The sequence below is a fragment of the Enterobacter sp. EC_50 genome (assembly GCF_019584525.1).
Classification (GTDB): Bacteria; Pseudomonadota; Gammaproteobacteria; order Enterobacterales; family Enterobacteriaceae; genus Enterobacter; species Enterobacter roggenkampii.
Genome location: NZ_VDAF01000043.1, coordinates 1 through 18,351 on the forward strand (window position 1 = coordinate 1; position 18,351 = coordinate 18,351).

Annotated in this window: 14 protein-coding genes and 1 CRISPR repeat array; of the genes, 8 read left to right on the top strand and 6 right to left on the bottom strand. The window is 57.0% G+C overall.

What is annotated here, in order from left to right; translation table 11 throughout:
• A partial coding sequence (locus tag FHC48_RS23865) for an IS1 family transposase (RefSeq protein WP_097491765.1) occupies positions 1–58 on the bottom strand: 58 nt, incomplete at its 3' end.
• A gap of 204 nt (positions 59–262) precedes the next feature.
• On the opposite strand from FHC48_RS23865, the gene aqpZ reads away from it, so the two are divergent.
• The 4 genes from aqpZ (at position 263) to hcr (ending at position 4,804) form a co-directional block, all read left to right on the top strand.
• Entirely contained in the window at positions 263–958 is a 696-nt protein-coding gene (aqpZ, locus tag FHC48_RS22315) for an aquaporin Z (protein ID WP_059362081.1), read from the top strand.
• Between the two features lie 170 nt (positions 959–1,128).
• Positions 1,129–2,028: a lysine exporter LysO family protein gene (locus FHC48_RS22320; protein WP_008499999.1), complete on the top strand. Its 900-nt coding sequence runs from the start codon at positions 1,129–1,131 to the stop codon at positions 2,026–2,028.
• Positions 2,029–2,172: 144 nt separating this feature from the next.
• The gene (gene hcp / locus FHC48_RS22325) at positions 2,173–3,825 is read left to right on the top strand and encodes a hydroxylamine reductase (RefSeq protein ID WP_059362004.1); all 1,653 of its coding nucleotides are present in this window, start codon (positions 2,173–2,175) and stop codon (positions 3,823–3,825) included.
• A gap of 10 nt (positions 3,826–3,835) precedes the next feature.
• Positions 3,836–4,804, top strand: coding sequence for an NADH oxidoreductase (gene hcr, locus FHC48_RS22330; RefSeq protein ID WP_059362002.1), 969 nt, complete (start codon positions 3,836–3,838; stop codon positions 4,802–4,804).
• Positions 4,805–4,950: 146 nt separating this feature from the next.
• A CRISPR array of direct repeats spans positions 4,951–5,820; the repeat unit is 28 nt; unit sequence TTTCTAAGCTGCCTGTACGGCAGTGAAC.
• Between the two features lie 165 nt (positions 5,821–5,985).
• On the opposite strand, the gene FHC48_RS22335 is transcribed toward hcr, so the two are convergent.
• Positions 5,986–6,420, bottom strand: coding sequence for a DoxX family protein (locus FHC48_RS22335; protein WP_039266063.1), 435 nt, complete (start codon positions 6,418–6,420; stop codon positions 5,986–5,988).
• Between the two features lie 151 nt (positions 6,421–6,571).
• Here FHC48_RS22335 and poxB point away from each other — a divergent pair, with 151 nt between their 5' ends.
• From poxB to FHC48_RS22355, 4 genes are all read left to right on the top strand, one after another.
• Positions 6,572–8,290, top strand: coding sequence for a ubiquinone-dependent pyruvate dehydrogenase (poxB, locus tag FHC48_RS22340; RefSeq protein WP_059362000.1), 1,719 nt, complete (start codon positions 6,572–6,574; stop codon positions 8,288–8,290).
• Positions 8,291–8,328: 38 nt separating this feature from the next.
• A complete protein-coding gene (gene ltaE, locus FHC48_RS22345; RefSeq protein ID WP_059361998.1) occupies positions 8,329–9,330 on the top strand; it encodes a low-specificity L-threonine aldolase in 1,002 nt (333 codons plus the stop codon).
• Positions 9,331–9,340: 10 nt separating this feature from the next.
• Positions 9,341–10,777 (top strand): SDR family oxidoreductase, encoded by a 1,437-nt coding sequence (locus FHC48_RS22350; RefSeq protein WP_059361996.1) that lies wholly within the window; start codon positions 9,341–9,343, stop codon positions 10,775–10,777.
• A 92-nt stretch (positions 10,778–10,869) separates the two neighbouring features.
• Complete coding sequence (locus tag FHC48_RS22355) at positions 10,870–11,883, top strand: NAD(P)-dependent oxidoreductase (protein WP_008500006.1); 1,014 nt, start codon at positions 10,870–10,872, stop codon at positions 11,881–11,883.
• A 161-nt stretch (positions 11,884–12,044) separates the two neighbouring features.
• Here FHC48_RS22355 and FHC48_RS22360 read toward each other — a convergent pair whose 3' ends face one another.
• From FHC48_RS22360 to FHC48_RS22375, 4 genes are all read right to left on the bottom strand, one after another.
• Entirely contained in the window at positions 12,045–13,856 is a 1,812-nt protein-coding gene (locus tag FHC48_RS22360) for a chitinase (RefSeq protein WP_059361994.1), read from the bottom strand.
• 150 nt (positions 13,857–14,006) lie between these two features.
• On the bottom strand, positions 14,007–14,441 hold the full coding sequence (iagB, locus tag FHC48_RS22365; protein WP_046092276.1) for a type III secretion system invasion protein IagB: 435 nt from the start codon (positions 14,439–14,441) through the stop codon (positions 14,007–14,009).
• A 136-nt stretch (positions 14,442–14,577) separates the two neighbouring features.
• Positions 14,578–17,310 carry a glycosyl hydrolase family 18 protein gene (locus FHC48_RS22370; protein ID WP_008500009.1) on the bottom strand — a complete coding sequence of 911 codons (2,733 nt, stop codon included), beginning with the start codon at positions 17,308–17,310 and terminating at the stop codon, positions 14,578–14,580.
• A 257-nt stretch (positions 17,311–17,567) separates the two neighbouring features.
• Entirely contained in the window at positions 17,568–18,257 is a 690-nt protein-coding gene (locus FHC48_RS22375; RefSeq protein ID WP_310572872.1) for an A24 family peptidase, read from the bottom strand.
• Positions 18,258–18,351: the final 94 nt, after the last annotated feature.

Here is an 18,351-nt window from a genome sequence, read left to right on the forward strand (position 1 = left end):
TACGCACCACCCCGTCAGTAGCTGAACAGGAGGGACAGCTGATAGAAACAGAAGCCACTGGAGCACCTCAAAAACACCATCATACACTAAATCAGTAAGTTGGCAGCATCACCCACATTGCCTTAAATCAAATTAATCGAATTTATTTAAGTGGCGAAGGGGTGTTATTGGTTTCTAAAATACGGACTCTTTGAGTCGTCATCCCTTTATGGCGATATATCCCGCGCGCGGGAAAGCGTGCGGAAAATTATTTGAGGTGGTTATGTTTAGAAAATTGGCAGCAGAATGCTTTGGTACATTCTGGCTGGTATTTGGTGGCTGCGGTAGCGCCGTTCTGGCAGCAGCATTCCCGGAATTAGGTATCGGTTTTGTCGGCGTCGCGCTGGCATTTGGTTTAACCGTATTAACCATGGCCTTTGCCGTGGGGCATATTTCCGGCGGTCATTTTAACCCGGCAGTGACATTAGGTTTATGGGCCGGCGGTCGTTTTCCGGCGAAAGAGGTGATTGGCTATATTGTCGCTCAGGTGGTGGGCGGTATTATCGCAGCGGGCGTTCTGTACGTCATTGCCAGCGGTAAAGCTGGCTTCGACGCGGCGGCCAGCGGCTTCGCCTCTAACGGCTTCGGCGAGCATTCTCCGGGCGGTTATTCCATGCTGTCTGCCATCGTGATTGAAATTGTGCTGACCGCAGGTTTCCTGCTGGTGATCCACGGCGCAACCGACAAACACGCGCCAGCCGGTTTCGCACCGATCGCCATTGGTCTGGCACTGACGCTTATCCACCTGATCTCCATTCCGGTTACCAACACCTCCGTTAACCCGGCACGCAGCACCGCCGTCGCCGTCTTCCAGGGCGGCTGGGCGCTTGAGCAGCTCTGGCTGTTCTGGGTGATGCCGATTATCGGCGGTATCCTGGGTGGCGTGCTGTACCGCACCCTGCTGGAAAAACGCGATTAATTGCGCGCGGTGTCGGGTGGCGCTAACGCTTACCCGACCTAGGTGAGTGTGCACTTGTAGGCCGGGTAAGGCGCAGCCGCCACCCGGCTTTTTTATTGCCGCTTTACTGAACAGTCTTTATTGGGTAGTGTCTCTGGCGCTCAACAGATACTCAAAAGGACCGGCTGTTCATGTTTTCAGGACTCCTCATTATTCTGCTGCCCCTGATTGCGGGCTATCTCATCCCGCTGCACAGAGAATCCGCATTACGGCTTATCAACCGTTTTCTCAGCTGGATTGTTTACGTCATTCTTTTCTTTATGGGGATCAGCCTGGCCTTCCTGGATAATCTGGCGACGAATCTGCTTTCCATCCTGCATTATTCTGTGGTCACCGTGGTGGTTATTTTGCTGTGTAATATCGCCGCATTATTCTGGCTTGAGCGCACCGTTCCGTGGAAAAACCATCATCATCAGGAAAAACTGCCTTCCCGAATTGCGATGGCGCTGGAATCATTAAAACTGTGCGGCGTCGTGGTGCTCGGTTTTCTTCTTGGGCTGACCGGCTGGGCATTTTTACAGCACGCGACAGAGGCCAGTGAATATACGCTAATTTTCCTTCTGTTCCTGATCGGTATCCAGCTGCGAAATAATGGCATGACGCTGAAGCAAATTGTTTTAAACCGTCGGGGAATGATGGTTGCGGTCATTGTGGTCGCCAGTTCCATGGTGGCGGGCGTCATTAACGCCTTTATTCTCGATCTGCCGCTGAAAACCGGTCTGGCGATGGCGTCAGGCTTTGGCTGGTATTCCCTCTCCGGTATCCTGCTGACCGAATCCTTTGGCCCGGTCATCGGCAGTGCTGCCTTCTTTAACGATCTGGCGCGCGAGCTGCTCGCCATTATGCTGATCCCGGGGCTGGTTCGCCGCAGCCGCTCTACCGCGCTGGGCCTGTGCGGCGCGACGTCGATGGACTTTACCCTGCCAGTATTGCAACGCTCTGGTGGACTGGAGATGGTGCCCGCCGCCATCGTTCACGGCTTTATTTTAAGCCTGCTGGTTCCGGTTCTGATGGCCGTCTTCTCGGCCTGATACCTCTTTGGCGGTAGGGTGCCTGCCGCCAAAATTGCGCTAAATCAATCTCCCTCTATTTTGTAGCAGAAAGCCCTTTTCTCCGTTCTGGCACAGGCATAACCTTAAACATGTATATCAAATATAACTTTAACAGGTGTGATTATGTTTTGTGTGCAATGTGAACAAACCATCCGTACCCCGGCAGGCAATGGCTGCTCTTACGCACAGGGTATGTGCGGCAAAACCGCAGAAACATCTGACCTGCAGGACCTGCTGATTGCCGCCCTGCAAGGCCTTTCCGCATGGGCGTTTAAAGCCCGCGAATACGGCATTGTCGACCATTACGTCGACAGCTTCGCCCCGCGCGCCTTCTTCTCCACGCTGACCAACGTTAACTTCGACTCTCCGCGCATTGTTGGCTATGCCCGCGAAGCCATTGCCCTGCGTGAAGCGCTGAAGGCGCAGTGCCTGAAGGCGGATGCTAACGCCCGCGTGGAAAACCCGATGTCTGACCTCCAGCTGGTAAGCGACGATCTCGGCGATCTGCAGCGTCAGGCGGCAGAATTCACCCCAAACAAAGACAAAGCAGCGATTGGCGAGAACATTCTCGGCCTGCGCCTGCTGTGCCTGTACGGCCTGAAAGGCGCTGCGGCCTATATGGAGCACGCGCACGTGCTCGGTCAGTACGATAACGACATCTACGCCCAGTACCATAAAATCATGGCGTGGCTGGGCACCTGGCCTGCCGATATGAACGCGCTGCTGGAATGCTCAATGGAAATCGGCCAGATGAACTTCCGCGTGATGAGCATTCTGGACGCGGGTGAAACCGGCACCTACGGCCACCCGACGCCGACGCAGGTCAACGTCAAAGCGACCGAGGGCAAATGCATCCTGATCTCCGGTCATGACCTGAAAGATCTCTACAACCTGCTGAAGCAAACCGAAGGCACCGGCGTTAACGTCTATACCCACGGTGAAATGCTGCCAGCGCACGGCTATCCGGAGCTGCGTAAATTCAAGCACCTGATCGGTAACTACGGCAGCGGCTGGCAGAACCAGCAGGTGGAATTTGCCCGCTTCCCCGGTCCTATCGTAATGACCTCTAACTGCATCATCGACCCGACCGTGGGCGCGTATGACGACCGCATCTGGACCCGCAGCATCGTCGGCTGGCCGGGCGTGAGCCATCTTGAAGGTGACGATTTCGGACCGGTGATAGCGCAAGCGCAGCAGATGGCAGGCTTCCCGTACAGCGAGATCCCGCATCTGATCACCGTCGGCTTCGGTCGTGAAACCCTGCTCGGCGCCGCCGATTCGCTGATTGACCTCGTCAGCCGCGAAAAGCTGCGCCACATCTTCCTCGTCGGCGGCTGCGACGGCGCGCGCGGCGAGCGTAACTACTTTACCGATTTCGCCACCCGCGTGCCGGAAGACTGCCTGATCCTGACCCTGGCGTGCGGTAAATACCGTTTCAACAAGCTGGACTTCGGCGACATCGAAGGCCTGCCGCGCCTGATCGATGCGGGCCAGTGTAACGATGCTTACTCGGCCATCATTCTTGCCGTTACCCTGGCGGAAAAACTGGGCTGCGGCGTCAACGATCTGCCGCTCTCCCTGGTGCTCTCCTGGTTTGAGCAGAAAGCGATTGTCATCCTGCTGACCCTGCTCTCTCTGGGCGTGACCAACATCGTGACCGGCCCGACAGCGCCAGGCTTCCTGACGCCGGACCTGCTGGCCGTGCTGAACGAGAAATTCGGCCTGCGTTCCGTGACCAACGTTGAAGATGATATGAAGCAGCTGTTGAGCGCGTAAGGAGTAATTTATGACCATGCCAACCTCACAATGCCCGTGGCGGATGCAGGTGCATCACATCCATCAGGAGACGCCGGATGTGTGGACGCTGTCGCTGCTGTGCCACGACTACTATCCGTACCGAGCCGGTCAGTATGCGCTGGTCAGCGTTCGCCATTCGGCGGACACCCTGCGCGCCTACACCCTCTCCTCCACGCCGGGCGTCAGCGAATACATCACGCTCACCGTCCGCCGCATTGATGACGGCGCGGGCTCGCAGTGGCTGACCCGTGACGTGAAGCGCGGGGATTATATCTGGCTCTCCGACGCGCAGGGTGAATTCACCTGTGACGACAAAGCGGACGATAAATTCCTGCTGCTGGCGGCAGGCTGTGGCGTAACGCCGATTATGTCGATGCGCCGCTGGCTGGCAAAAAACCGCCCGCAGGCCGACGTGCAGGCGATCTTCAGCGTGCGCTCTCCGGACGATGTCATTTTTGCCGAGGAGTGGCGTGATTATCCGGTGACGCTGGTGGCTGAGCACAACGCGACGCACGGTTTTGTGCCCGGTCGCCTGAGCCGCGAGCTGCTGCAAAGCGTGCCGGATATCGCGAACCGCACCGTGATGACCTGCGGCCCGGCGCCGTACATGGCTATCGTGGAAGAAGACGTGAAAGCGCTCGGCGTGACCCGTTTCTTCAAAGAGCAGTTCTTCACGCCGGTGGCGGAAGCGGCAACCAGCGGGATTCAGTTCACCAAACTGCAGCCTGCGCAGACCTTCTTTGGCCGCGTGGGCACGACGCTGCTGGAGGCGCTGGAAAGCAACAACGTGCCGGTGGCGGCGGCCTGCCGTGCCGGGGTGTGCGGCTGCTGTAAAACAAAGGTGGTTTCCGGGGAGTACACCGTCACCAGCACCATGACGCTGTCCGACGCGGAAATTGCCGAGGGTTACGTGTTGGCGTGCTCGTGCCATCCCCAGGGCGATTTGGTCCTCGCATAAACAATAAACGTTCGTTCGTAGGCCCGGTAAGCGTCAGCGCCACCGGGCTTTTTTGCCGGGTGGCACTGCGTTTACCCGGCCTACGTTGTGCCTACTGCGTGTTCGGCATTGGACCCTAACCACCGACGCTTACCCGGCTGAAGTGCTTTCTAAGCTGCCTGTACGACAGTGAACTAGTCGGCCTTCTTTTGGCGGCAAGCCACAGATTTCTAAGCTGCCTGTACGGCATTGAACGGCAATGGTCCGGACGGTCGCCCTGAATTCCATTTCTAAGCTGCCTGTACGGCAGTGAACAGAAAGCTGGGCAAGACGCATCAAAACGTCCTTTTCTAAGCTGCCTGTACGGCAGTGAACCATCGGTTGCCGTCTCGCCCGTTCTCGTGAGTTTTCTAAGCTGCCTGTACGGCAGTGAACCCATCAGAACTGAGTGACCTGCTTTGGGCACATTTCTAAGCTGCCTGTACGGCAGTGAACTGGATCTGGCTTACGTATTGCGCTAGTTCGTCTTTCTAAGCTGCCTGTACGGCAGTGAACATAGAATCACCCGCAGCTTTGACGAAATATGTTTTCTAAGCTGCCTGTACGGCAGTGAACGTGGATGGTCCTCGCGCCCTCTGGTGTTGTTTTTTTCTAAGCTGCCTGTACGGCAGTGAACGGGTAATACCCATCAAAGGGGCGAGCACGTATTTTCTAAGCTGCCTGTACGGCAGTGAACCGCTCATGCCGCGTTCCTCTCCGTGTCCAGCTTTTCTAAGCTGCCTGTACGGCAGTGAACAAGGCATTCAAAAGCCTGTAAGGGGACGTTATTTTCTAAGCTGCCTGTACGGCAGTGAACTGCCAGCGCCGCTGGCGCGTCCGCCTGCTTGCATTTCTAAGCTGCCTGTACGGCAGTGAACGCAAGGGATGGCAAAAGTGATGGCGTCGTTCGTTTCTAAGCTGCCTGTACGGCAGTGAACGAGCGTCATTGCCAGCCTGCGCGTTATCCTGATTTCTAAGCTGCCTGTACGGCAGTGAACTGGAACAATCTACACCTATCTTCTTGTGATATAAAGAAATCCCCCTAAAATTCTCCGTAAACCCTTTTTTCCCCACCAACAATTCACCGTTGTGAAATCAACAACTTAAAACTCACCAATAAAAAAGGGTCCGTAGACCCCTTCCCTCGGAACAGATTCCAACCCCTACCGCCACGCAGGTGTTTTCCCCAGCGCAAACCGCCCTGCCCCTAAAAACGCCACCGCCAGCGAGCCGATAAAGAAGTACACCAGGCTTTCAATCGCCCATGCGCCGACCTTGTCGAGCGCGAATGTCTCATCCAATCCCACCATCAGCCATGCCACGATCATCGTAAACGCCAGCACCAGCGCGGCCGGGCGCGTAAAGAGCCCGACAATAATCAGGATCGGCGCCACCACTTCGCCAATCAATACGCCGTAGGCGATAAACCCCGGCAGCCCTTTCTCCACCAGCATACCGCTGATAAAGCCCACCCCGCCAAACAGCTTATGCAAACCGTGAAAGAGCATCAGCCCGCCGACGGCAAGTCGTAACAAGAGTTTGCCAAGATCGTCGCACGATAGCTTTTCATTAACAGCAATTAACAATGATTTAACCATTTGAAATGATTCCTGTTTTCACTGAGATATGACCAGATTATGCTGAAGCGTTGCGCGTGAAAAGCACCTTTTAATTGGGGGGATCTGACGGGCAATACGGAGACTTTCTTCTAAGCTTGTAAGCGTTATCACAAAAAGGAGACGGACAACCATGAAACAAACCGTGGCTGCATATATAGCGAAAACGCTCGAACAGGCTGGCGTAAAACGTATCTGGGGCGTCACCGGCGATTCCCTGAACGGACTCAGCGACAGCCTCAACAAGATGAAGACCATCGAATGGATGCCGACCCGCCATGAAGAGGTTGCCGCGTTCGCCGCAGGTGCTGAAGCGCAGCTTACGGGTGAGCTGGCCGTCTGCGCCGGATCCTGCGGGCCGGGTAACCTGCACCTGATCAACGGCCTCTTCGACTGCCACCGCAATCACGTGCCGGTGCTGGCGATTGCCGCCCATATCCCCTCTTCCGAAATCGGCAGCGGCTATTTTCAGGAGACGCATCCGCAGGAGCTGTTCCGTGAATGCAGCCACTATTGCGAACTGGTTTCATCCCCGGAGCAGATCCCGCAGGTTCTGGCGATCGCCATGCGCAAGGCCGTGCTGAATCGCGGCGTGTCCGTGGTCGTTATCCCGGGCGACGTGGCGCTCAAGGCCGCGCCGGAAGGAGCCAGCACCCACTGGTACCATGCCCCGCAGCCGGTGGTGACGCCTGCCGAGGAGGAGCTGAAAAAGCTGGCGCAGCTGCTGCGTTACGCCAGCAATATCGCCCTGATGTGCGGCAGCGGCTGTGCGGGCGCGCATAAAGAGCTGCTGGAATTTGCCGGAAAGCTGAAAGCCCCGATTGTCCACGCCCTGCGCGGCAAAGAGCACGTCGAATACGATAACCCCTACGATGTAGGCATGACCGGGCTGATCGGTTTTTCTTCCGGCTTCCACACCATGATGAACGCAGACACGCTGATCCTGCTCGGCACCCAGTTCCCGTACCGCGCGTTTTACCCGACGGATGCCAAAATCATTCAGATTGATATCAACCCGGCCAGCATCGGCGCGCACAGCAAGGTCGATATGGCGCTGGTGGGCGACATCAAATCCACCCTTGCCGCCCTGCTGCCGCTGCTGGAAGAGAAAACGGACCGCAAATTCCTTGATAAAGCGCTAAGCGACTATCGCGATGCCCGCAAGGGTCTGGACGACCTGGCCAAACCGAGCGACAAAGCCATTCACCCGCAGTATCTGGCGCAGCAGATCAGCCATTTCGCGGACGAAGACGCCATTTTCACCTGCGACGTAGGCACGCCAACCGTCTGGGCGGCACGCTACCTGAAAATGAACGGCAAACGCCGACTGCTCGGCTCGTTCAACCACGGCTCGATGGCTAACGCCATGCCGCAGGCGCTGGGCGCAAAAGCGACGGCGCCGGAGCGTCAGGTGGTGGCGATGTGCGGCGACGGCGGGTTCAGCATGCTGATGGGTGATTTCCTGTCGGTGGTGCAGATGAAGCTTCCGCTGAAAATCGTGGTCTTCAACAACAGCGTGCTGGGCTTCGTGGCGATGGAGATGAAGGCTGGAGGCTATCTGACGGACGGCACCGAGCTGCACGACACCAACTTTGCCCGCATCGCCGAGGCCTGCGGCATCACCGGCATCCGCGTGGAGAAAGCGTCCGAGGTGAATGAAGCCCTGCAGCGCGCCTTCTCCATCGACGGCCCGGTACTGGTGGATGTGGTCGTCGCCAAAGAGGAGCTGGCCATCCCGCCACAGATCAAGCTGGAGCAGGCCAAAGGCTTTAGCCTGTACATGCTGCGCGCCATCATCAGCGGGCGTGGTGACGAGGTGATCGAACTGGCAAAAACCAACTGGCTCAGGTAAAACATCTGGCATCGCCTTTTTAAATATAAGGACATGCCATGATTGATTTACGCAGTGATACCGTTACCCGCCCGAGTCGCGCCATGCTCGAAGAGATGATGGCCGCCCCGGTCGGGGACGACGTCTACGGCGATGACCCGACGGTCAACGAACTGCAGCGCTACGCCGCAGAGCTGAGCGGAAAAGAGGCCGCCCTGTTCCTGCCCACCGGCACGCAGGCCAACCTGGTGGCGCTGCTCAGCCACTGCGAGCGCGGTGAAGAGTATATCGTCGGCCAGGGCGCGCATAACTATCTCTACGAAGCGGGCGGTGCCGCGGTGCTCGGCAGCATTCAGCCGCAGCCGATCGACGCTGCGCCGGACGGCACCCTGCCCCTTGATAAAGTCGCGGCGAAAATCAAAGCCGATGATATTCATTTTGCCCGCACCCGTCTGCTCAGCCTCGAAAACACCCACAACGGCAAGGTCCTGCCGCGCGAATACCTGAAGGCGGCGTGGGAGTTTACCCGCGAGCGCGGGCTCGGTCTGCACGTGGATGGCGCGCGCATCTTCAACGCCGTGGTGGCGTACGGCTGCGCGCTGAAAGAGATTACGCAATATTGCGACTCGTTCACTATCTGCCTCTCTAAAGGGCTGGGCACCCCAGTGGGTTCCCTGCTGGTGGGCAATGCGGACTACATCAAGCGCGCCAACCGCTGGCGTAAAATGACCGGCGGCGGCATGCGCCAGGCGGGTATTCTGGCGGCTGCCGGGCTGTATGCCCTGAAAAACAACGTGACGCGCCTGAAGGACGATCACGACAACGCCGCGTGGATGGCGGCCGAGCTGCGTGAAATTGGCGCCGACGTGATGCGCCACGACACCAACATGCTGTTCGTCCGCGTGGGCGATGACCACGCCGCTGCGCTTGGCGAGTTCATGAAAGCACGTGGCGTGCTGATCAACGCCTCACCTGTGGTGCGTCTGGTCATGCATCTCGACGTCAACCGCGAGCAGCTGGCCGACGTGGTAAAACACTGGCAGGCGTTTTTACAGCGATAAGGAGCATCACGTGCCGCAACGCATTCTGGTGCTCGGCGCCAGCGGGTATATCGGTCAGCATCTCACCGCGGCGTTAAGCCAGCAGGGGCACCAGGTGCTGGCTGCGGCACGCAATACCGAACGCCTGCAAAAACTCGGTTTGCCGGGCGTTACCTGTCACAACGTTGACCTCAACTGGCCAAAGGCGCTTCCCGCGCTGCTGGAAGGGGTCGACACGCTTTACTACCTGGTGCACAGCATGGGTGAAGGCGGAGATTTTATCGCCCACGAGCGCCAGGTAGCGATGAACGTCCGCGATGCCCTGCTGCAAACCCCGGTGAAGCAGGTGATTTTTCTCAGTTCACTTCAGGCACCTGAACGCGAGCAGTCCGATCACCTGCACGCCCGCCAGCTGACGGCGGACATCCTGCGGGGGGCCAATATCCCCGTCACCGAACTGCGCGCCGGGATCATCGTCGGCGCCGGTTCTGCCGCCTTCGAAGTGATGCGCGATATGGTCTACAACCTGCCGGTGCTCACGCCGCCGCGCTGGGTCCGTTCGCGCACCACGCCGATTGCGCTGGAGAACCTCCTGCATTATCTGGTGACCCTGCTGGATCACCCGGCGGAGCAACACCGCGTGCTGGAAGCCGCTGGTCCTGAAGTATTGAGCTATCAGGCGCAGTTCGAGCACTTTATGCGCGTCAGCGGCCGCCGCCGCTGGCTGATCCCCATTCCCTTCCCGACGCGCTGGATTTCGGTGTGGTTTTTGAATGTCATCACCTCGGTGCCGCCGACGACCGCCAAAGCGCTGATCCAGGGGCTGAAGCACGATCTGCTGGCCGACGATCGCGCGCTGCGCGCCTTAATTCCTCAGGATCTGATCCGCTTTGACGATGCCGTGCGCAATACGCTCAAGGAAGAAGAACAGCTGGTGAACTCCAGCGACTGGGGCTACGACGCCCAGGCCTTTGCCCGCTGGCGCCCTGAGTATGGTTATTACCCGAAACAGGCGGGCTGCACGGTGAAAACCTCCGCGAGCCTGGTCGCGCTCTGGGAGGTGGTGAACCAGATTGGCGGCAAAGAACGGTATTTCTTCGGTAATCTCCTCTGGCAAACGCGCGGGGCGATGGACCTGCTGGTGGGCCACCGGCTGGCGAAAGGCCGCCCGGCACGCCCGTATCTTGAGGTGGGCGACGCAGTCGACAGCTGGAAGGTGATCATCGTCGAACCGGAAAAACAGCTGGCGCTGTTGTTCGGCATGAAAGCCCCGGGGCTGGGCCGACTCTGCTTTACCCTGAAAGACAAAGGCGATCATCGTGAACTGGACGTGCGCGCCTGGTGGCACCCGCACGGAATGCCGGGTCTGTTCTACTGGCTGTTGATGATCCCTGCCCACCTGTTTATCTTCCGGGGAATGGCGAAACGCATTGCGCAACGGGCAGAACAAAAGACGGAAAAGATCTAAATAAAACTCTCTTTCTTTCACCTTTCCCATTGCATAGCGCCGTAATTCACGAAAGAATGCGCACGAAATTCTTTTCAACACAGTGGATAGCTATGAAGGTACTGGTTACCGGGGCGACCAGCGGCTTAGGCCGAAATGCGGTCGAATTTCTGCGCAACAAGGGCATCAGCGTCAGGGCTACCGGTCGCAACGAAGCGATGGGTAAGCTGCTGCAAAAAATGGGCGCAGAGTTCGTCCATGCCGACCTGACGGAGCTGGTCTCCTCGCAGGCGAAGGTGATGCTCGCCGGTATCGACACGCTATGGCACTGCTCCAGTTTTACCTCCCCGTGGGGGACCCAGGAAGCCTTCGATCTCGCCAACGTGCGGGCCACCCGCCGTCTGGGGGAATGGGCCGTTGCCTGGGGCGTGCGTAACTTTATTCATATCTCGTCACCGTCACTCTATTTCGACTATCACCACCATCGCGACGTGCAGGAAGATTTCCGCCCTGCTCGCTTTGCCTGCGAGTTTGCCCGCAGCAAGGCGGCCAGCGAAGAGGTCATCGACCTGCTGGCGCAGTCAAACCCGCACACCCGCTTTACGGTCCTGCGTCCGCAGAGCCTGTTCGGGCCGCACGATAAGGTATTTATTCCGCGTCTGGCGCAGATGATGCACCATTACGGCAGCGTGCTGCTGCCGCGCGGCGGCGATGCCCTTGTGGATATGACCTACTACGAAAACGCCGTTCACGCCATGTGGCTGGCCAGCCAGCCGGACTGCGATAAGCTGATCTCCGGTCGCGCCTACAACATCACTAACGGCGAACCCTGCACGCTGCGCAGCATTGTGCAGCGGCTGATCGACGAGCTGCAGATCAACTGCCGTATCCGTTCCGTGCCCTACCCAATGCTGGATATGATTGCCCGCAGCATGGAGCGCTTTGGCAGTAAAACAGCCAAAGAGCCTGCGCTGACGCATTACGGCGTCTCTAAACTCAACTTTGACTTCACGCTGGATATTTCGCGGGCGGAGAATGAGCTGGGGTATAAACCGGTTGTGACGCTGGATGAAGGGATTATGCGCACGGCGGCGTGGCTGCGGGATCACGGGAAGCTGCATCGCTAGCCTTTTTGCCCGGTGGCGGCTTCGCCTTACCGGGCCTACAACGGCTCCGTACTGACCCCTCGCCTCTTTAGCCTCATGTAGGCCGGGTAAGCGCAGCGCTACCCGGCAAAAGACAGAGGGTGCAAATACGAAAACGGCAACCCGAAGGTTGCCGTTTGCTTTTACAGAGCCGTCCAGGCATCAGCCCACGCCAGGCCAGCGCCGGGTTCGTAGTATGCCGGGGCATTGTTACACCAGCCGCTGTACGGGAACGGTTTGCACTGGAACAGTTTACCGTGGTTGTTCACGATATCACCTGCGTTGTACTTGCTGTTCGCGCTCCACGCGGCGTAAGAGCCGGAAGTGCCTTCGTCCTTAGACTCGGCTTTCGCTTTCACATTCAGCAGGTAGGACGTGGTGCTGGTCAGTTCACCATCACTGACGGTCAGGCCGATTTCGTACTGCTGAGCCGTTGCAGACTCTGGCGCCTTGAAGGTCACCACCGCTTTGTCCTGACCGGTCACGGTCTGGCCATCCTGGGAACGCCAGGTGTAGGTCAACTTGTTACCGTCGGCGTCAGTGGAGCCTTCCGCGCTCAGGGAAACCTGCGCACCCGCTTCAACCGCCCCGATTGGGCCCGCAATCTGCGCCGCAGGGGCGTGATTCACGGTAGCCGGTTCAACAGGGGTGGTATCTTCCGCTGGCGTCGTATCCGCTGGCGGCGTGGTGTCTGCCGGGGTTTTGTCTTCTCCTGGGGTCACGGCTGAGCCGTCGTCGTTAATGATGTTCACGTTATAGAACTTCTTAACGCAGTTGGTGTAGTCACCCTCTTTGAACGCGCTGAACGGCGTCTGGTACCCCACCAGCTGGCAGGAGTAGGTCTTACCGTCCGGCGTATCCGGGCTCCACCCCCAGTCCTGCTCCCAGTAGATCTTCAGCGCACCGGCGCCGCCTTCATCGAACTGCTTCATGTTGGCGCAGCCCAGCACTTCATTCGCCGGAACAGGCACTTTCAGGTAGTTCGCGAACTCTTTGTAGTACTTGATGCGGTTTTCAGACTGGGCAATCTCGGTTGGGCCGCCGCACTCTACGCCACCGTTGATGATCTGGGTGGTCACGCCGAAGCCCGGAACCAGGCCGTTGGCTTTATCGTGATCGTTTGGCTGCCAGGTGCCGTCGATAACCTGCAGCATGCTTGGTTTTGGCGGCTGCGGATAGGCGAAGAAGAAGATCGCACTCGCCAGGTTCAGCCAGGTATCCGCCACCAGCTCAGGCTTGTCGAGCAGGGTGCGGACGGTGCCAAACATCGCTTCAGAGAACGGACCGTAGTTATAGTTGTAAGACAGCTGCTTCGCGCCGCGGCCAAAGTAGCTTACGAAGTCGCCGTCTTTGTCTTTACCGCATGGCCAGGTCTGCCCCTGCCAGATGTCTGGGTTACATTCGCCGTTATAGCCGCCTTTCTGGCCTTCGGTCCACCCCATTTCACGAACGTGAACCAGGGCCTGACGCCACTCGGCTTCCGGACGCCAGCTCTCATGGCCGCCGGTTTCCTGCGCAAAGTGGGCGAACATGGTCGCCAGCTCTTTGCGGCAGATGGCGTCACTGTCGCGACCATCGTTATAGGTCTTACACAGTGCCGGGAATTTACCAACAGCCTTCAGGAAGTTACTGTAGGTATAAGACTGAGCGCGCAGCGGGAAGAGATATTCCCAGTCGCTGGCCTTCACGATCCCTTCAACGCGCTTGACGTTGTCAGGGTTCGAGGCACGACCTGGCTCAATCTGCTCTACGAGGCTATTGTCCAGGGTCGCAATGGTATCCTTCACCGAAACCATCAGCGGGAAATTGGTCAGCTCTTTTTCCTTTTTCGCCAGATCGCTGGCTTTCATGGTGTACGGCTCACTGCTGGCCGCCTGCAGTGATGCAGCCTGGGCCATAAAGGGTGCAATACATGCCCCCGCCACGAGAACGCTCAGTAATGTCCTTTTCGTCATTTCAAATAATCCTGTATTTAAGCAACTAGGGTGAGTACATTCCCGGCTTATGTATTACTCCCTTAATAAATAAGCCAGAGAGTGTGGTTCTTTTTCATTTTCTGAAGAACACCGAAAGGAATTCTTCAAAAAATAAAAATAATACTACGGTTATTTACCCGATTTTATTTGCTGATACTTCGCCCACACTTTATGGGCATAACGCATGCGCTGCGGATAATTTTCTTTTTTCAATCCGGCGTTATACGCTCCCACCGCTTCCCAGTTATAGCCATACACGTTTATCATCCCGGACAGGATGGAGGCGCCGACCATAATGGAGGTACAGGGCTCATTAATAAGCTGATTTTCATCAATACCCTGACGTGCTAACTCACTGAAGTGTGAGCTGTTAATCTGCATCAACCCGACGTCACGCGTGCCGTCGTGGTTCCAGCCTACCGCGTGGGGATTCATTCCGGATTCGACTTTGGCAATTGCATACAATAACCACGGATCGACATGATAATAATGTCCGGCGTTATCCCAACAGTTCGCGAATACGCTTTGACTAAACAGCAGTAAAAATATAATCACGCGTTTCATGAGCACCTGCTTTTTAAATACTGAACCTCTTTCCGCTCATCATTAGCGATAATTCTGAAGTGTTGGTCACACCCGAAGTGGGGTGTGACCAACTAGTGCGGGTTGATATCATTCCCGCAATCCACGGTTCAGAAGGTTATTTGCAGTCTGTTGAAGGACCTTCTTTCACCCATACATCGCTGTTAGCCGGGTTGTCACCGCGGGTCCACCATTTGGCACGGTAAACGTTGCCCTGGTAGGTTGTGGTTTCGCCGCCGTTATAAACCAGGTCAGAACGCCAGTTCATCTTCACGTTGCTGACCAGCTCCCAGGCATCCACACCGAACCCAGGCTGGTTGCCTTGCGTCCAGTACTTCGCTTTCCACACCAGATGGTCGAAGCTCACGGTATCGCCACTGTTGTAGATTTTGCTGGCATCCCACGCGGCATATTTGCTGGCGTTAGCATCGACAGGCGCATCGCAGCTACCGGTTGCAGAACCTTCGTCAGATGGCGGGGTCACGTCATCAGACGGAGGCGTAACTTCATCAGAGGGTGGCGTTACGTCATCAGACGGAGGTGTAACCTCATCAGACGGTGGTGTAACGTCAGCCGGTTTCGGATTCACGGTAACCTGCACGTTAGACTGCACGCTGGTTTTGCCGTCGCCTACAACTACGCTCAGCGTATAGGTAGACGTGGTGGCAACGTCTGGTGCAGTGATCGTCACGTTCGCGGTATCGGTACCGGTTGCATGCATATCCGCTGGCACGCTCCAGGAGAAGGTCATCGCATCACCGTCTGGATCCACAGCCTGCGCGTGCAGAGCATAGGTTTCTCCTGCCTGCAGCGTCACTGCCTCCATTGCGTTCACGACTGGTGCCTGGTTAGCTTTTGGCGCTTTATTCACAACCTGCACATCAATGGCGTTGCTCAGGCCTTTAGCATCCGTAACCGTCAGGCGGAACACCATGGTCTGGTCGCTGGTCGCTGCCGCAACGTTGAAGGTGGCTTTCGCTTTGGTGCTGTTGGAGAGAGTTACAGATGGGCCAGAAACCTGGGTCCATTTGTAGGTAATCGCATCACCGTCTGGATCGCTGGAAGCAGAACCATCAAGCGTGACGGTTGCCGGGCCAGAGACGTTCTGATCCGCAGAAGACGCGATTGGCGCATGGTTGGTGACGACCGGATCGACCGGGGTAGAACCGCCCAGCAGACTTTCGTTCATCGCGTTCAGGATGTCGCCGGTATCAGAGTCAATAGACCAGGCAAAGAGTCCGCCCAGGTTTTTCGACAGCACATACTTGCCTTTAGCGGCGGTAGAGCGTGCATCTTCATAGGTGATCAGGTCGCCGGTAGACTTATTGAAGACATATGGCGCTTCAGCATTCGCGTCGTAACCATATTCCCAGCCAGGCTTGCCTTTGTACTCGTTAACGATCTGACGGTAGTCGACCACGCCAGGTTCCCAGGTACCTTTCACCATACCGGTTGCGGTACCCGTGAATGGATTGTCACCGGTGTAGCCATGCACGCCAGTCCAGCCGCGGCCATACATGCCCGCACCCACCACGATCTTGCCTGGCTGTACGCCCTGAGCAAGCAGCGCGTCCACGCCGTTCTCGGTGGTGTAGTTCGTGTCCGGACGCCATGACGGCGCGCGCAGTGCGGCCTGGTGGCCCAGCTCGGTGTTGCTCCAGCCGCCGTAGAAGTCATAGCTCATCAGGAAGATGTGGTCGAGGTACTGCTGAGCAGCGGTGTAATCCACGTCTTCAATCTTATCGCGGCCCGCACCGATGGCGCTGGTCAGTTCATAGGTACGGCCAGTCTGTGCAGACAGCTCGTTCAGCATGGTGCGCAGGTCATGCATCAGGGCGGTATACGTCGCTTTATCCTGCTGCGGGTTACCCAGGTGTTCGCTCACGCCGCCGCCGCCAGGGAATTCCCAGTCGATATCCACACCGTCAAAGAACTTCCAGGTCTGCAGGAAATCTTTCACAGAGGAGACGAAGCGGGCACGGATTGCCGGGTCGCCCATGTGGAAGAACGGATCGGACAGCGTCCAGCCACCGATGGATGGCAGCACTTTCAGGTCCGGATGCGCTTTTTTCAGCGCCATCAGCTGGCCAAAGTTACCTTTGTACGGGTCGTCCCAGTTGGAGACGCCAGACTGCGGTTTTTGCAGCGCAGCCCACGGATCGTGAATGGCGACGGTATAGTCCGGACGACCCGCGCAGTCGCGCTGCAGTACGGAGAAGCTGTTACCGCCTTCAACGGTTTTCAGGCCATCGTTGATGCCGTCGCCGCCACAGATTGGAATGAAGCCATAGAGGATGTGGTTCAGGTTCGCTGCCGGGATTTTATCAACCGGGAAGTTACGATCGTAAACGCCCCATTCAGGGAAATACGCCGCAACCACTTTATCAGTATGTTTGGCGAACGTTTTGTTGTTCTCCTGCAGCGGCGCGTTCAGCGGCAGCAGATGGCTGCCGTCGGTGTCCGCCACGATGATCAGCTTGCTGGCGCTTTTGGTACAGCCGCTGGCATTACAGACTTCCACCTGCTCCTGATAACGTCCGCCCTTTTTCACTTTAAAGGTGGCTGAGCCGCTTGCACCAGCTGCGCCGGTCCACACGGTTTTACCATCCAGCAGCACTTTTGCAGACGTTGGCGCGTCGCCGCTCCACACGTTCCACTCGACTTTCACATCCACGCCGTCGTTATGTACCTTGACGAGGCTGTTGTAATCCTGCGCGGCCTGATCCACCTCGACCAGCGCAAATTTGTCATTGCCGGAGCCGATGGTCGGTGCACCTGGCGCAGCAGCGAATGCAGAACCGGTTGCCGCTGCAATAAAGAGCGCCAGATATTTAGGCTTAATAAATTTCATTTTTCTTTCCTGATAAATTTATTCGTAAACGAAATTGATCCATGTCTTCCTTTAGAACATGGAATGATATTCACATAGTGCGTTTTTAAATACGCAGACAGCCGTTATCCAAACCTTAAAGACGCGTTGTATTCCTCCATTAAAAGATACAAGCTAAAAATCCGTGTAGCTTATGCCTTTTACGATACACTGAGGATAAAAGGTCGTCCTTCTCTTTCCTCGTCGAAAATATTGATAAAAAAACTTGACCCGGTTATTTAATAGGTATTCACAAATAGCTGGCAGGTATAGAGCGCTATTCCAGCAAAAGCCAGATAAGGTCCGAAAGCGATGGTTAGGTTATTTTTATTCGATTTATTTAATAGCAAATAGCCCACTATGCCACTTAATGCGGCAATTAATTCAATCGCAGGCAGTGACTGCCAGCCGCACCAGGCGCCCAGCGCCGCCAGCAGCTTGAAATCGCCGTAGCCCAGCCCTTCCCGACGGGTAAGCAGACGAAACGCCCAGTACACCAGCCAGAGCGAAAGATAGCCTGCCACCGCGCCGAGCAGCGCATCCCGCAGGGGCAGCCCGTGGCTGAAGGCGTGGAACAGCAGCCCGGCCCAGAGCAGCGGCTGCGTCAGGCAGTCGGGCAGCAGTTGGTGCTGTCCGTCAATCATCGCCAGCGGCAGCAGAAAGGCCGCCAGCACCCACAGCGAGAAAAGGGATGCTAAGTCCGGTATCCAGCGGGCGGTGAGGCCAAAGAACACCGCCGTCAACAGCTCGAGTAAAAATAACCGCAGCGGAATCGGCGACTTGCAGCAACGACAGCGTCCCCGCAGCGCCAGCCAGCTCAGCAGCGGGATGTTCTCCCATGCGCGCAGAGCATGCTGGCAGACGGGACAGTGTGACGCCGGGAAAAGCAGGTTGCTGCGGCTCTCCTCCTCTAGGGAAGGTGCGAACAAGTCCCTGATATGAGATCATGTTTGTCATCTGGAGCCATGGAACAGAGTTCATCATGAGTCATCAACTTACCTTCGCCGACAGTGAATTCAGCAG

Bases quoted from the DNA above. Each gene is read 5' to 3' on its own strand.
- aqpZ (WP_059362081.1), top strand. From the start codon at position 263: ATGTTTAGAAAATTGGCAGCAGAATGCTTTGGTACATTCTGGCTGGTA.
- FHC48_RS22320 (WP_008499999.1), top strand. From the start codon at position 1,129: ATGTTTTCAGGACTCCTCATTATTCTGCTGCCCCTGATTGCGGGCTAT.
- hcp (WP_059362004.1), top strand. From the start codon at position 2,173: ATGTTTTGTGTGCAATGTGAACAAACCATCCGTACCCCGGCAGGCAAT.
- hcr (WP_059362002.1), top strand. From the start codon at position 3,836: ATGACCATGCCAACCTCACAATGCCCGTGGCGGATGCAGGTGCATCAC.
- FHC48_RS22335 (WP_039266063.1), bottom strand. From the start codon at position 6,420: ATGGTTAAATCATTGTTAATTGCTGTTAATGAAAAGCTATCGTGCGAC.
- poxB (WP_059362000.1), top strand. From the start codon at position 6,572: ATGAAACAAACCGTGGCTGCATATATAGCGAAAACGCTCGAACAGGCT.
- ltaE (WP_059361998.1), top strand. From the start codon at position 8,329: ATGATTGATTTACGCAGTGATACCGTTACCCGCCCGAGTCGCGCCATG.
- FHC48_RS22355 (WP_008500006.1), top strand. From the start codon at position 10,870: ATGAAGGTACTGGTTACCGGGGCGACCAGCGGCTTAGGCCGAAATGCG.
- FHC48_RS22360 (WP_059361994.1), bottom strand. From the start codon at position 13,856: ATGACGAAAAGGACATTACTGAGCGTTCTCGTGGCGGGGGCATGTATT.
- iagB (WP_046092276.1), bottom strand. From the start codon at position 14,441: ATGAAACGCGTGATTATATTTTTACTGCTGTTTAGTCAAAGCGTATTC.
- FHC48_RS22370 (WP_008500009.1), bottom strand. From the start codon at position 17,310: ATGAAATTTATTAAGCCTAAATATCTGGCGCTCTTTATTGCAGCGGCA.